This is a genomic window from Streptomyces spiroverticillatus, from assembly GCA_014650415.1.
Taxonomy (GTDB): Bacteria; Actinomycetota; Actinomycetes; order Streptomycetales; family Streptomycetaceae; genus Streptomyces; species Streptomyces spiroverticillatus.
Genome location: BMUX01000010.1, coordinates 305,339 through 319,321, shown reverse-complemented (window position 1 = coordinate 319,321; position 13,983 = coordinate 305,339). Strand labels below are relative to the sequence as shown.

At 71.6% G+C, this 13,983-nt stretch carries 13 protein-coding genes and 1 pseudogene; 6 read left to right on the top strand and 8 right to left on the bottom strand.

From position 1 onward, the window contains the following. Positions 1-219: 219 nt before the first annotated feature. The 3 genes and pseudogenes from cydD to IE269_RS26510 form a co-directional block, all read right to left on the bottom strand. Positions 220-1,839: pseudogene (cydD, locus tag IE269_RS26520) on the bottom strand (thiol reductant ABC exporter subunit CydD); the annotation flags it as partial. Between the two features lie 55 nt (positions 1,840-1,894). Then, entirely contained in the window at positions 1,895-2,911 is a 1,017-nt protein-coding gene (locus tag IE269_RS26515) for a cytochrome d ubiquinol oxidase subunit II (protein WP_189825651.1), read from the bottom strand. A gap of 52 nt (positions 2,912-2,963) precedes the next feature. Beyond that, positions 2,964-4,250 (bottom strand): cytochrome ubiquinol oxidase subunit I, encoded by a 1,287-nt coding sequence (locus tag IE269_RS26510; RefSeq protein ID WP_189825650.1) that lies wholly within the window; start codon positions 4,248-4,250, stop codon positions 2,964-2,966. 188 nt (positions 4,251-4,438) lie between these two features. On the opposite strand from IE269_RS26510, the gene IE269_RS26505 reads away from it, so the two are divergent. Further along, a complete protein-coding gene (locus IE269_RS26505) occupies positions 4,439-5,389 on the top strand; it encodes a LysR family transcriptional regulator (RefSeq protein WP_189825649.1) in 951 nt (316 codons plus the stop codon). Here IE269_RS26505 and IE269_RS26500 read toward each other — a convergent pair. Next, positions 5,370-5,984, bottom strand: a complete 615-nt coding sequence (locus tag IE269_RS26500; protein WP_189825648.1) for a class I SAM-dependent methyltransferase — start codon at positions 5,982-5,984, stop codon at positions 5,370-5,372. The two genes, IE269_RS26505 and IE269_RS26500, sit on opposite strands and share 20 nt — an antisense overlap. A gap of 186 nt (positions 5,985-6,170) precedes the next feature. On the opposite strand from IE269_RS26500, the gene IE269_RS26495 reads away from it, so the two are divergent. Further along, complete coding sequence (locus IE269_RS26495; RefSeq protein WP_189825647.1) at positions 6,171-7,337, top strand: serine hydrolase domain-containing protein; 1,167 nt, start codon at positions 6,171-6,173, stop codon at positions 7,335-7,337. A 468-nt stretch (positions 7,338-7,805) separates the two neighbouring features. Here the strand turns inward: IE269_RS26495 and IE269_RS26490 are convergent, their stop codons facing one another. Continuing rightward, a complete protein-coding gene (locus tag IE269_RS26490; protein WP_229898240.1) occupies positions 7,806-8,393 on the bottom strand; it encodes a CGNR zinc finger domain-containing protein in 588 nt (195 codons plus the stop codon). A gap of 144 nt (positions 8,394-8,537) precedes the next feature. On the opposite strand from IE269_RS26490, the gene IE269_RS26485 reads away from it, so the two are divergent. Next, positions 8,538-9,788, top strand: coding sequence for an MFS transporter (locus IE269_RS26485; RefSeq protein WP_189825645.1), 1,251 nt, complete (start codon positions 8,538-8,540; stop codon positions 9,786-9,788). Here the strand turns inward: IE269_RS26485 and lpdA are convergent. From lpdA to rpmB, 3 genes are all read right to left on the bottom strand, one after another. Then, positions 9,778-11,181, bottom strand: coding sequence for a dihydrolipoyl dehydrogenase (lpdA, locus tag IE269_RS26480; RefSeq protein WP_189825644.1), 1,404 nt, complete (start codon positions 11,179-11,181; stop codon positions 9,778-9,780). The two genes, IE269_RS26485 and lpdA, sit on opposite strands and share 11 nt — an antisense overlap. A gap of 531 nt (positions 11,182-11,712) precedes the next feature. Next, positions 11,713-12,018, bottom strand: coding sequence for a 30S ribosomal protein S14 (rpsN, locus tag IE269_RS26475; RefSeq protein ID WP_189825643.1), 306 nt, complete (start codon positions 12,016-12,018; stop codon positions 11,713-11,715). Further along, positions 12,018-12,254, bottom strand: coding sequence for a 50S ribosomal protein L28 (gene rpmB, locus IE269_RS26470; RefSeq protein WP_189825642.1), 237 nt, complete (start codon positions 12,252-12,254; stop codon positions 12,018-12,020). Before rpmB ends, rpsN begins: the two co-directional genes overlap by 1 nt. 83 nt (positions 12,255-12,337) lie before the next feature. On the opposite strand from rpmB, the gene rpmG reads away from it, so the two are divergent. From rpmG to IE269_RS26455, 3 genes are read left to right on the top strand one after another with little or no spacing between them, the layout of a single operon-like run. Next, the gene (rpmG, locus tag IE269_RS26465) at positions 12,338-12,502 is read left to right on the top strand and encodes a 50S ribosomal protein L33 (RefSeq protein ID WP_189825641.1); all 165 of its coding nucleotides are present in this window, start codon (positions 12,338-12,340) and stop codon (positions 12,500-12,502) included. Positions 12,503-12,537: 35 nt separating this feature from the next. Continuing rightward, a complete protein-coding gene (locus IE269_RS26460) occupies positions 12,538-12,792 on the top strand; it encodes a type B 50S ribosomal protein L31 (protein ID WP_189825640.1) in 255 nt (84 codons plus the stop codon). Further along, the gene (locus IE269_RS26455) at positions 12,792-13,979 is read left to right on the top strand and encodes a CobW family GTP-binding protein (protein ID WP_189825639.1); all 1,188 of its coding nucleotides are present in this window, start codon (positions 12,792-12,794) and stop codon (positions 13,977-13,979) included. Before IE269_RS26460 ends, IE269_RS26455 begins: the two co-directional genes overlap by 1 nt. Positions 13,980-13,983 lie beyond the last annotated feature (4 nt).

The following is a 13,983-nucleotide window of genomic DNA, read 5'->3' as shown; positions in this document are numbered from 1 at the left end:
GTCACGCTCGGGCGGAGGTCGACCCGTACCTCACCGCAGCCGTGCCCGACCTCTCCGGCGTTCCGGAGAAGGGGCGGGCGGGGCCGGGGACCTCTCGGCCCACGCGAATTCCGGCCGCCTGACGAGCGAGCACTCGGCACCCGTTCCGGCCCTCGGACCGCGCCCCCACGCCCACCGTCCCGAGGCCCGCAGGGAAGTCCCTCACGCCCACCCGGGCACCGCCACCCGCTGAGCCGGAGAGACCTCCACCACCCTGTCCACATGCGGCAGCACCCCCGCCCGGTGTGCCACGACCACCACCGTGCGCCCCCGCATCAGCTCCGCCATCGCCCGCACCACCTACCCCTCGCTCCCCACGTCCAAGTGCGCCGTCGGCTCGTCCAGCAGGAGCACCGGCGCGTCCAGCAGGAAGGCCCGGGCCAGCGCGATGCGTTGGCGCTGGCCCGCCGAGAGGCCGAATCCGCTCTCGCCGAGGGCCGTGTCGTAGCCGTCCGGGAGTTCCGCCACGAAGCCCTCCGCGGGCGCCGCCCGCGCTGCTGCCCGCACCTCCGCCTCGCTCGCCCCGGGCCGCCCCAGACGGATGTTCTCCGCGACGGTCCCGGCGAACAGGTGGGGCCGCTGCGGCACCCATGCCACCCGTTCCCGCCACGCCTCCGCATCGAGCTGCGCGAGGTCGACGCCGCCGACCGTGACCCGCCCCTCCCCCGGCTCCACGAACCCCAGCAGCAGCGCCAGCAGCGTCGACTTCCCCGCCCCGCTCGGCCCGACCAAGGCCACATGTTCCCCGGTACGGACGCTCAGCGACACCCCTTCCAGCGCTGGCACTGCCCGCCCCGGGTATCGCACGGTGACCCTGTCCACGCTCAACGGCACCCGGCCCCCGCCCGGCACCGGAAGAGCCCCCTCCGCAGCCCGGCCCTCGCCGTCCAGTACGGCGAACACCTTCTCCGCCACCCCCAGCCCCTCCGCACTGTCGTGGAACGCCGCCCCCGCCGCCCGCAGCGGGAGATATGCCTCCGGCGCCAGGAAGAGAACCGTCAGCGCCACCTCCAGCTCCACCTCCCCGCCCAGCAACCGCAGCCCCACCGGCACCGCCACCAGCGCCACCGACAGCGTCGCGACCGTCTCCAGGACCAGCGAGGACAGGAACGCCACCCGCAGCGTGCGCACGGTCGCCCTGCGGTGCGCCTCCGCCATCTCCCGCACCACACCCACCTGGTGCCGCTCCCGCCCGAACGCCCGCAGTGTCGGCAGCCCGGCGACCACGTCCAGGAAGTGCCCGCCCAGCCGGGACAGCAACTCCCACTGCTTCGCGGTGCGTTGAGCCGTGTGCATGCCGACCAGCACCCCGAACACCGGCAGCAGCGGCAGCGTCATCAGCACCACGAGCGCCGACGCCCAATCGGTCCGGGCCATCCAGCCGAGCACCACCAGTGGCACCACCGTGACGGCGGCCTTCGTCGGGAGGTGGCCGACGATGTACGGGTCGAGGGCGTCGAGGCCCCGGGTGAGCAGCGTGGCGGTCTCCCCGTGCCGACCGCCCGCGAGCCGGAGCGGGTTCGTACGCCGCAGGCCGGCCGTGACGCGGTCCCGCAGTGCCCGCTTGGCGTCGGCGGCGGCGCGTTGGGCGAGGAACCCTCGCACCCATGCCACCAGCGCCCGCCCGCCCATGACCGCCGCCGGCACGACCACCGCCGCGCCATCGGCCCCGTACCCGGCGAACCCGTCCGCGAGAACCTTCGCCAGCAGCGCCGCCTGGGCGACGACGAGCCCGCCGCCGACCAGTGCAAGCACCGTCGAGACCTGCAAGTGCCTACGCAACAAGGGCACTTCATTCATCAGCCGTCTCTCGACCGCCTTCATCGCGCACACCCCTCTCCTTGCCCGGGATTCCTCAGAAGTAGCTCGGGTGCCGCATCCCGGTGCGCCCCCGGAAGGTCCGCCAGCTCCACACCTGGTACGCGAGGATCACGGGGACGAGCACGACCCCGAAGGCAGTCAGCAGCTTCAAGGTGACGGCGTCGGTGCCCGCATGACTGATCGTCAGGCCGTGGCCGGCGGAGGTGATGAGGAGGTACGGATAGTGGCCCGCCCCGATGAGCAGTACGGGCAGCAGGGCCGCGGCACTCGTGGCGGCGAAGGCCCCGACCCGGTGTCCTCGTGTCAGGGTCCACCAGGCGGCACCGAGGGCGACCGCGTACAGGGCGGCGATCAGGACGGAGGGCAGCGGATTCGTCATTCGCGCGCCCGCCCCGAAGAGGGTGAGCAGCAGCGCGAGCACGGCGAAGGCACCAGCACCCCGCAGCGATACCGTCCCCAACTGCCCTGCCCGCACACCCGCTTCACTGCCCGACCGCAACGCCACGAAGGCCGCCCCGTGCGCCGCGAAGAGCAGTGCGGTGGTCACCCCGCAGGCCAGCACGAACGGCGAGAACACCTCCCCGAACCCGATGTGGAAGCTCCCGTCGCCCCTGCGCGGCACCCCGCGCAGCAGCAGCCCCACGACGAGCCCCCAGCCGAGGGCGGGCAGTACGCCGCTGCCGACGATCAGGGCGTCCCAGCGGGCCCGCCCCCGGGCGGTGCGCGCCCGGCCGCGGAGCTGGACGGCGGCGTTGCCGGTGACCAGGCCGAGCAGGATGGCGACGATGAGGGGATGGAGGCCGGACAGGAGGGTGCCCTCCAGGTGCGGGAAGGCGCCGAAGAGGATGCCGGTGAAGGCGACGAGCCAGACCTCGTTGCCGAGGAAGAAGGGGGCCATCGCGTCGAGCGCGGGGTTCCGGGCGGACCGTTCCTCGCCCGGGGGCCGCAGGAAGGGGTGCAGCATCTGTACGCCGAGGTCGTACCCGCCGAGTACGAAGTACCCGGAGAGGAGCAGGCCGAGCAGCGCCAGCCAGAGGGTCTCCAGACTCATCAGGCTCAACTTCCTTCTTTCACGGAGCAGTTCAAGGACACGTGGACTTCGCTCAGTAGGTGGCGACCGGCTGCTTCCCCTCGCCGCCCGGCCCACCCTCGGGCAGCGGTTCCACGGCCCCGAGCTGAACGGCGTCCGGCCCCTTGCGGACGAAGCGCGTGATCAGGGTCCAGTTCGTCACGGCGAGCGCGACGAAGAGCGCGATGAAGGCCACGCAGGACACCAGCAGCGAACCCCGGCCCACGTTCGAGAGCGCGTCCTCGACCGTCAACTCCCCGTACACCAGCCAGGGTTGACGCCCCAGCTCTCGTACGACCCAGCCCCCGACGGAAGCGAGGAAGGGGAGCGGGATCATGGCCACCAGCACCCACGCGACCGGCCGCCACCGCACGACCCGGTCCTTCCACACCAGCACGAGTGCGATGAGCGTGATCGTGGAGACGGTGTTGCCGATGAGCGTCATGGTGTCCATGGAGAAGCGGACGGTCTCCTCCCAGGGCACGTAGTTCCCGGGTCCGTGTTCCCTGACCAGCTGTTCCTGGAGTTCGGCGACCCCGCTACCGCGGATCACCGCCTCCTTCATGGGCTGGGTGGCCGCGATGACGGGCCGCTGCATCTCGCCGACGACCACCACGAAGAACGAGGCGACGGTCGACACCCACAGCCCCAGCCGCAGCGACTCCCGGAACAGCCGCGTCTCGGTGGTGTGCCGCAAGAAGTGCCAGGCACTGACGCCCGCGACGAAGACGCCGCCGGTGGTGAACGCGCCGAGAGCGACGTGGAGGAGAGCGACCAGGGCACTGTCGTTGGTGAGCAGTGCACCGAAGTCGGTCAAGTAGGCCGCCCCGTCGCGGACTTCGTGGCCGACGGGATGCTGGAGGAAGCCGTTGGCCACCATGATCCAGTACGCGGAGGCGTATGCGGTGAGAGCCACGAGCCAGATCAACGTGACGTGGACCCCACGGCGCAACCGCCCCCACCCGAAGATCCACATCCCCAGGAAGGTGGACTCCGCGAAGAAGGCGATCAGCGTCTCCAACGCCAGCGGCGCACCGAAGACATTGCCCGCGAACTTGCTCGACCCGCTCCAGCTGAGCCCGAATTGGAACTCCATCACGAGCCCGGTGGCGATGCCGACCGCGTAGTTGACGACGTACAGCTGACCCCAGAAGCGGGCCATGCGCTCCCGCGTGGTGCGGACGGCGGGATCGCGGGTGAGGGCGGCACGGGTGTGCATGATCGCGACGAGGGGGACGAGCCCCATGGTGAGGATCACGAACAGCCAGTGGATGCCGGTGGTGGCCGCGAACTGGAGTCGGGCCAGATCCGCAGCGCTCATGGCGACGGCCTTCCTGGAGGGGCAGGGGGGGATGCCGGCCCGCCCCGCCAACACGCGCTGCGGGCCCGCCCCTTGACCGTAGGGAGAACCCCTCATGCCTTCCAAGACCACTTTTGCCATGTGAAGATAACCCCAGAGGCATCAACCAGCATGGCATCTGCCCGACTCGACGCTCCGAAGGGCGAATCGTGGACCTGCTGCAACTGCGCTATTTCCGGACAGTCGCCCGTTACGAGCACATGAGCCGCGCCGCCGAGGAACTGCACGTCGCGCAGCCCTCCCTGAGCCGCACCATCGCGCGCCTGGAGGCGGACCTCGGCACTCCCCTCTTCGACCGCGAGGGGCGCCGCATCCGGCTCAACCAGTACGGTGCGGTCTTCCTGCGCCATGTCGACCGTGCCCTCAGCGAGTTGGACGACGGCCGCAGGGCGGTCGCGGAGGCACGCGACACGGGACTGGGCCGAGTCGGCGTGGCCTCGGAAACCCTGTTCACCATCGCCCCGGTCCTCGGCAGCTTCCGCACCGCGCACCCTCGTGCGGACGTACGGCTCTACCAGTCCGACGCACAGGAGATGGACCGTCAACTCCGTTCCAGGGACGTCGACTTCTGTGTCGCGTCACAGCCCCTCCCGGGCGCGGACCTCGACACGGTGGTGCTGGCCCGCGAGGAGGTGCTGCTGGCGGTTCCGTACGGTCACCGGCTGGCCGGCCGGGAGAGCGTGACGATCCCCGAACTGGCCGACGAGCCGTTCGTCACCACGCGTCAGGGCCACTGGCAACGGGCCCTGCTCGACCGCCTGTTCGCGGCGGAGGGCCTGACCCCCCTCATCTCCTGCGAGGGCGACGAGCCGGGGGCCAGCCAGGACATGATCAGCGCGGGTCTGGGCATCGGCATCATCCCGGAGGTGTCCCGCCAGGTGCGCACGCACGAACGGGTTCCGGTGATGTGGGTCCACCTGGACGCCCCCGGCTGCGAACGCACCCTGACCCTCGTCTGGAACAGGGACGCGCACCTCTCCGAAGCAGCACTGAAATTCCGGGAGTTCGTCACCTCGACCCCCTTCATGGACCACCACCTTCCGCTCCCCCGGCGGACGGCCGGCGCACCCCCCGCCCGGCTCACCCCTCCCTGCGCATGAGGAGCCGCCCCCGCCGGAACCGCTCACCCTCCCCCGGCTCGCGCAGCATCCGCGCCACCTCCACGAACCCGGCGTCGGCGGCCAGCCGGGCCAGGCCGTCGACGGGCCACCGGTAGGCCGTCGTGACCTTGTGGTCGAAGGGTGTGACGGGACCCCCCTCCGCCTCGAAGAATCCGACCAGAAGATGCCCACCGGCCTCCACGACCCGCGCCAACTCACGGAAATATTCCGGGAGTTCCTCGGGCGGAGTATGAATCATCGAGTACCAGACCAAAACCCCGCGCAGCGAGCCGTCCCCCGCCCCCAGCACACCCAACGCATCCATGGACCCGACCTCGAACCGCAGGTCCGGGTACGCCTCACGGGCGAGGGCGATCATCGCGGGCGAGAGATCCACCCCGAAGACGTCGAGCCCCAGATCCCGGAGGTGGGCGGTCACCGCACCGGGCCCGCACCCGACTTCGGCGACAGCCCCGCCCCGTACGAACTCGGCGAAGGCGGCGATCACCGCCCGGTCCAGCGGGGCGCCGTCCAGTGCGTCGCGGGAGAGTTCGGCGTAGAGGGAGGCCACGGAGTCGTAAGCGTCTGCGGTCACGGTGAGGTACGAAGATTCTGCTGCGACGGAACGCGACCATAGCGCCCTTCCCTTCACGCCCTCCTTGGCCGAAACCGGCTCAACCCCAACAGGACGGGCAACCCGGGAAACGGCTCTCCGGTCCCCATACGCGACATGCCGCCGCACCCGTCGCCCGGCACGCACCCGAGTCAGCAGGGAACCCAGATGCCCGTACGCACCCGTCGCGCACCGCGCACCGCCCTCTTCGCCGCCGTCACCGCAGCCGCGCTCGCCGCCACCGTCGTCCCGGCCCACGCACAGGACCACGCACCGGACCCCCACGCCGGGACCCGGGCCGCCGTCGACGCGCTCGTACGGGACGGGGCGCCCGGTGTCGTGGCCCGCTCCGAGGGGCCGGGCGGCAGCCGGGCCTGGACCAACACCGCCGGGGTCGGCAACCTCACCACCGGCCGCGAGCGCGACGCCGGGGACCGTTTCCGCATCGGCTCCCTCACCAAGACCTTCACCGCCACGGTGGTGCTCCAGCTGGAGGCCGAGGGCAGACTCTCCCTCGACGACCGGGTCGAGAAGTGGCTGCCGGGCGTGGTGCGCGGCAACGGCCACGACGGCAGCCGGATCACCCTGCGTCAGCTCCTCCAGCACACCAGCGGCATCTACAACTACACGAGCGACCCCACCTTCGTCAGCGAGCACATGTCCGAGGGCTTCCTCGCCCACCGCTACGACTCACTCCCTGCCCGTGCCCTCGTCCGGGTCGCCATGAAGCACGCCCCGGACTTCGAGCCGGGCGCCAAGTGGCAGTATTCCAACACCAATTACATCCTCGCCGGGATGATCATCGAGAAGGCCACCGGCCGCTCGTACGAATCGGAAATCACCCGCCGCATCCTGCGCCCCCTCGCCCTCCGCGCCACCTCCGTCCCGCACGACGAGGTGCGGCTGGGGCGTCCCAGCAGCCGCGCCTACACGACCTTCGGCAAGGACCCGGCCACGGCCAAGAAGTACGACGTCACCGAGCTCAACCCCACCCTGGCGGGGGCGGCGGGCGGCATGATCTCCAGCACGGCCGACCTGAACCGCTTCTACCGCTCCCTGCTCACCGGCAAGCTCCTGCCGAAGCGGCAGCTCACCGAGATGAAGACCACCGTGCCGGTGCACCCCCAACGCCCGGACCTGTCCTACGGCTTGGGCATCTTCAAGGAGGTGCAGTCCTGCGGGAAGGCGGTCTGGGGCCACACGGGGGGAATCCACGGGTCGACGACGCATGCGGTGACGGGGGAGGACGGGCGCACGTCGGTGGCGCTCCACCTGAACGGTGACTGGAGTGGTGACACGGACACGGTCATGGAGGCGGAATTCTGCCCCAAGTAACACCACTCCCCCTCACTACCACCCCGGGCACCGTGCCCCTTCAGGGTCGCGGCCCCGCCCCGATGTGCGGCTCCGCCGCGCGGGCGCTCTCATCCGTGCCCCTTCAGGGGCGCGGGGAACTGCGCGACCAGCCACCCACCCAGCCGCGCGGCGAGCGCTTTAGGTGAAGGGGCGGGGCTGGGGCCTCCTTGGCCCAGCGGGCCGGTGCTTGACCTGCCCGGTGCTGGGAGGCGCCCCGAGGGCCCCGGGGCTGCGCGCACCCGGCACCCAAGGTGCGGGCAGNCTGCGCGCACCCGGCACCCAAGGTGCGGGCAGGGGCCGGTACCGGGGCGGGCCCGGATCGGGCGTACCGCCCCCTTGCCCGCCCGTCCCGCCCCCGGGGGGCGGCCCCGCCGCCCAAGGGGGCTGGGCGGAAGAGGGAGGGGGCGGCGCCCAAGAGGGCGGGGGCGCGCTCGAGAGGAGAACCCTTCACGCGCCCCCGCCCCGCCGCGCCCGAAAAGTCGCCGCCTTCACACGGCTCTGACACGCCCCCGAACAAAACCTCCGCGCCCCGTTCCGCGAAACATCCACGTACACCCGGTCGCACCGCCCCGCCGTGCACACCCCGAGCCGCTCGACCAGCTCCCCACCCCCCACCACCATCGCCAGCGCCGTCGCGCAACTCGCCCCCACCCCCGACGCGAACGTGTCGTTCGCCCCGTGGAAGTGCAGCCGCCAGACGCCCCCGTCCCCCCGGTCCAGCCTCGGCCGCGCGCTCGTCTCGCGCAGCAGTACGTTGACCCCATCGGCCGCCGCGTCCCACTCCTGCGTCGCGATCGCCTCGAAGACGACCCGCATGCGCCGCGCCGTCTCGGCGAGCCGGTCCGCCTCCCCCGCGCCCTCGACCCGGGCGAGCGCCGACGTCGCGTCCTGCGGCACGGCCGCCTCGATGGCGGCCCACCGCTCACCCCCCGTGGGCACGGCGTACAGACGCCCTCGCGCCTCGCCCTCCGTGAGCGCGTTCACCAATGCGACGGCATGTTCCAGCCGCGCCACCACGTGACTGTCGAACACCACTTGACCAGTCACCCCTTCCGACATAGCTTCTCACTCGAACCCGCGTGACCGACGTTACCCGATTAGCCAGTCACACACGCCCCCACCACCACCCACCACCACCCACGACCCCCACCACCCGGACCAGCGCCCGAAGGGAACGACATGCCCCGCACCGTATGGCTCCTGGTCACCGCCCGTGCGATCAACCGCCTCGGCGCCTTCTCCCTCCCCTTCCTCACCGTCCTCATCAGCACCGAGTTCGGCGCGAGCACCGCGACCGCCGGTGCCCTCTCCGCCGCCTTCGGCCTCGCGACCATCCCCTCCCGGCTGGCGGGCGGCCGCCTCTCCGCACGCATCGGCCGCCGCCACACGATCGTTCTCGGTCTCACCGGCTGCGGCCTCGCCCAGCTCGGCATCGCCGCCGCCGGATCACTGTTTGCCGTGGCCGTCTTCGCGGTCCTCCTCGGCCTCGCCTTCGAGCTGTACGAACCCCCGAGCCAGGCCCTGATCGCCGACGCGGTGGCCCCCGCCGAACGCGTCCGCGCGTACAGCCTGCTGAACGCCGCCCTCGCGATCGGCGGCACCGGCGCGGGCCTGATCGCCGCGGGCCTCGGCCGCTGGGACCTGCGCTGGCTCTTCGTGGCCGACGCACTGACCTGCCTGGCCTGCGCCCTGGTCCTGCACTTCGCCCTGCCCGCCGACCGCAGGTCCCCCACGTCACCCACCACACAAGCGACTTCCGTCCACCCCTGGCGCGATCCCGCCCTCTGGGCCATGTTCCTCCCGGGCACGGCCTTCGCCCTGGTCGCCATGCAGGTGATCATGGCCCTGCCGCTCACCCTGGAACGGCGCGGCTTCCAACCCGCCGACGCGGGCCTCATGTTCACCACATCAGCCCTGACCATCGTCGCCGCGCAGCCCGCCCTGCGCCTGCGCCGCCTCGCCGCCCTCGACAACTCCCGTGCACTGGCGCTGGGTTACGTCGTCATGGCGTGCGGCCTCGCCTGGTACGCCGTCGCCCGCGACCTGCCCTCCTTCGTCCTGGCCACCGTGCTGTGGGGCCTGGGCGACGCGCTGGTCATGGGGCGGGTGTTCGGGGTGGTGGCGGGCATCGCGCCGGCGTACGGCACGGACCGCTATCTCGCCGCGTACGGCATCAGCTGGGGCATCGCCACGGTGGCGGCCCCGGTCGTCGCGACGCAGCTGCTGGTCCACGCCGGGGTGACGCTCGCCTGGGCGGCCCCCGCCGTCCTGTGCGCGGCACTCGCGACCGTACAACTCCTTGTCGTACGGCCCCTGATCGCGCAGAAGGAAGAAACGGACGAGCCGCCCCAGGAGGAGGAAGCCTCCCGGGACGGCTCGTCGCACCAACAGAATCCGCGCCCGCAGAACCCGCGCGGGATCAGAAGTTGATCATGTGCCCGGCGAGTCCGTGCACCGCTTCCTTGACCGCCTCGCCCAGCGTCGGGTGCGCGTGCACGTTGCGCGCGACCTCGTGGACGGTGAGGTCCCACTGCTGAGCCAGCGTCAACTCCGGGAGCAGCTCGGTGACATCGGGGCCGATCAGGTGCGCGCCGATGATCTCGCCGTGGGTGTTGTCGCTGATGAGCTTCACGAAACCGGTCACATCACCCAGCCCGTGCGCCTTGCCGTTGGCGGTGAAGGGGAACTTCGCGACCTTGACGTCGAAGCCCTTCTCCTTGGCCTGCGCCTCGGTCCAGCCGAAGCTGGCGATCTGCGGCTGAGAGTAGGTGGCGCGCGGGATCATCGGGTAGTCGAGTTCCATCGTCTCGGCGTCCGCGAGGGTCTCGGCGGCGACGACGCCCATGGCCTCGGCGGTGTGCGCGAGCATCAGCTTTGCGGTGACGTCGCCGATGGCGTAGATGTGCGGCACGGAGGTGCGGCAGCGGCCGTCGACGTCGATGCCGCCGCGCTCGGTGACAGCGACACCGGTCGCCTCGAGACCGTAACCGGTGACGTTGGGCGCGAAGCCGATCGCCTGGAGGACCTTGTCGGCCTCCAGGACCTTCTGCGCGCCGTCCTTGCCGGTGACGGTGACCTTGACCTGGGCGCCGGACTCGTCGATCGACTCGACCCGGGTCGAGGTGAGCACCTCGATGCCCAACTTGCGGTACTGCTTGGCCAGTTCGGCGGAGACGTCCGCGTCCTCCAGCGGCGCGATCCGGTCCAGGAACTCGACGATGGTGACCTTCACGCCGTAGTTGTGCAGGACGTACGCGAACTCGATGCCGATGGCGCCGGCGCCCGCGATGACGACGGACTGCGGTACGTCCTCGGCGAGGATCTGCTCCTCGTACGTCACGACGCGCTCGCTGCGCGCGGTGCCGGGCAGCAGCTTGGGGGTGGCGCCGGTGGCGATGATGCAGTTCTCGAACGAGATCTGCCGTGTGGTGCCGTCGGAACCCGCGACCTGGAGGGTGTTCGCGTCGAGGAAGGTGCCGCGGCCGTCGATCTCCGTGATGCCGTTCTTCTTCATCAGGAAGTGCACGCCCTTGACGCGGCCGTCCGCGACCCGGCGGCTGCGCCGGAACGCCTCGCCGTAGTCGAAGGAGACCTCGCCGTCGACCTTGATGCCGAAGGTCTTGGCCTCGCGGGTGAAGATGTGCGCCAGCTCGGCGTTGCGCAGGAGCGCCTTGGTCGGGATGCAGCCGACGTTCAGACAGACGCCGCCCCAGTACCTCTCCTCCACCACCGCGACCTTCTTGCCCAGCTGGGCGGCGCGGATGGCGGCGACGTAGCCACCGGGCCCCGCCCCGAGGACGACGACGTCGAAGCGCTCTTGCATGGTGTTCCCCTCTGAATCAAACCTGTGAGTCGCGCCCAGCCTGGGTGACGAGCCACGGCCGGTGCCGCGTGACGGGTCACGTCACGTACTGCGTCACCTACCGCGTTACGTCCAACCGCCGTACCCCGGAGATCATTCCGCGGTGCCACGGGCACGTCACACGGTAGCGGCAACCGGAGGGGCACCCGCAGCCGTGGCCCACAGCGGCACGGGCGCACTAGCCTGGAGGATCCACGGCGACGGGGGGTGGGGACGATGTCCTGGGCGACATTCACATGCCGGTGCGGGGACGCGCGCTTCCGGCACGGCGACCCGCGGTACGCGGGACCCTGCACGGCCTGCGACTGCGAGACCTTCACGAACCCGGACCCGCAGCCGTCGGGACCGCCAGGACCCCCGGAACCAGCGGCCCCCGAACCGCATCCGTCCTGCCCGACCCAGGAGCCGGGCTGCAACGGCATGCATCCGACGATCGGCTGGTGAGAGGGGCGGGCGGGCCCGCAGGCCGCGCTCCCACCCGCCCGCCTCAGCTCACCACGACGACTTGGTGACCCCCGGCAGGAACCCCGCATGCGCCTGCTCGCGCATCCGCACCCGGGAGAGCCCGAACTTCCGCAGGTGACCGCGCGGCCTGCCGTCCACGCCGTCCCGGTTGCGGATCCGGGTGGCGCTCGCGTCGCGCGGCTGGCGGCGCAGCTCCGCGACGGCCGCCGCGCGCTCGGCCTCCGTGGCGTCGGCCCGGCGCAGGATCCCCTTGAGTTCGGCCCTGCGGGCCGCGTACCGCGCGACGGTCGCCCGCCGCTGCTCGTTCTTCGCGATCTTGCTCTTCTTCGCCATCAGACCTTCCCTCCCCGGGCCCGGATCCGGGCCACGGCCGCTTCGATGCCGATGACGTCGACCGTCTTGACCCCGCGTGCGCTGAGGGTCAGCCGGACGTTCCTGCCTTCGCTGGGCAGCCAGTAGCGCTTGCGCTGGATGTTCGGGTCGAAGCGGCGCGAGGTGCGCCGGTGGGAGTGGGAGATGTGATTGCCGAAGCCGGGCTTGGCTCCGGTCAGCTGGCAGTGGGCGGACACGGTCGGTACCTGCCTCTCTCAAGGAATCCGAGGAAGAGGAAACCACTATTGAAAATGGTTCCCGTTTTCAGTATGCTACCGGCATGGCTCGCAACGAAGTACGCCCGATCATCAAGCTCCGCTCCACGGCGGGCACCGGCTTCACCTACGTGACCCGCAAGAACCGCCGCACCAGCCCCGACCGCCTGGTCCTGCGCAAGTACGACCCGAAGGTCGCCCGGCACGTCGACTTCCGCGAGGAACGCTGACCGCCGGCCCCTGCCACACCCCCTGGAGGAACCTCATGCAGCACGGAATCCACCCCGCCTACGGCCCCGTCGTCTTCCGCGACACCGCCGCGGGATCGGCCTTCCTCACCCGCTCCACGGCCACCAGCACCAAGACCGTGCAGTGGGAGGACGGCAACACCTACCCGGTGGTCGACGTCGAGATCTCCTCGGTGAGCCACCCCTTCTACACCGGCACCGCCCGGGTCATGGACACCGCGGGCCGCGTGGAGCGCTTCGAGCGCCGGTACGGCCGCGCCGGGGCGAAGTGATGGAAGCAGCACCGGAAGCGCTCGGACCGCCCCCGCTGGCGGTCGCCCTGGTCGGCGGGCTCCACGCGGACGCCCGCCGCCAGGTGGTGGACCGGCTCCTGGCGGCCGTCCCCGGCAGTGTCGCGCTGCACCACGACCTGTCGGAGGCGGCCCGCGCGCACGGGTCGGGGCCGGTGCTGCGCACGGTCCGCGAAGCCACGGGCGAGCTGACCCGGGGCGAGACCCCGCTGGTCAACGACTGCGCGTGCTGCGCCCTGCGCGCGGACCTGCTGCCGGAGCTTCGGCGCATCGCCGCGCTCGGGCTCACCCGGCTCGCGGTCGTGGAGCTGTGGGACTCGGTGGAACCGCGTGCGATGGCCGAGGTGGTCGCTGCGCACGGTGGCGAGAGCCTGCGGCTGACCGGGGTGATCACCGCCGTCGACCCCGCCCTCGTACTCGCACATCTGGGCAACGGCGACGATCTCGCGGAGGCGGGGCTCGCCGTCGCCGCGTCGGACCGGCGGGCGGTGGGAGACACCTGGGCGCGGCAGCTGGAGTACGCCTCCGTGCTCGCGCTCGTGGACGAGGAGCGTGCGGACGCGGAGGACCGGGCGCTGCTCGCGCAGCTCCACCCGACGGCCCGTCAAGTACCGGCCGATTCATTGGATTTGGTACGGGCCGCCCTGGCCGGATTCGATGTCGAGGCCGCGGCTGCGGCTCAGCATCCGGCGTGCGCCCGGCTCCCCCAGGAGGCGGACGAGGCCGGGGTGTCCACCCTGGTCTGGCACCGGCACCGGCCCTTCCACCCCGGCAGGCTCTTCGACGCGCTGGAGGAGCTGTGCTGCGGGGCGGTGCGCAGCCGGGGCCGCTTCTGGCTCGCGGACCGGCCGGACACGCTGCTGGCGTGGGACTGTGCGGGCGGCGCGCTGTGCGTGGAGGCTTCGGGGCCGTGGCTGGCGGGGCTGCCGGACGCGGCGTGGGAGCTGGAGTCGCCGATCCGGCGGACGGCCGCGGCGCTGGACTGGCACCCCGAACACGGCGACTGCTGCCAGCACTTGGTGTTCACCTCACCGGGCCTGGACCGCGAAGGACTGTCCCGCCTCCTGGACTCCTGCCTCCTGACGGACGCGGAGTACGCGGCGGGGCCAAGCGGCTGGGCCCAACTCCCGGCGCCCTTCGACGCGTTCCTCGAACCGGCGGCGCGCTGAAGCG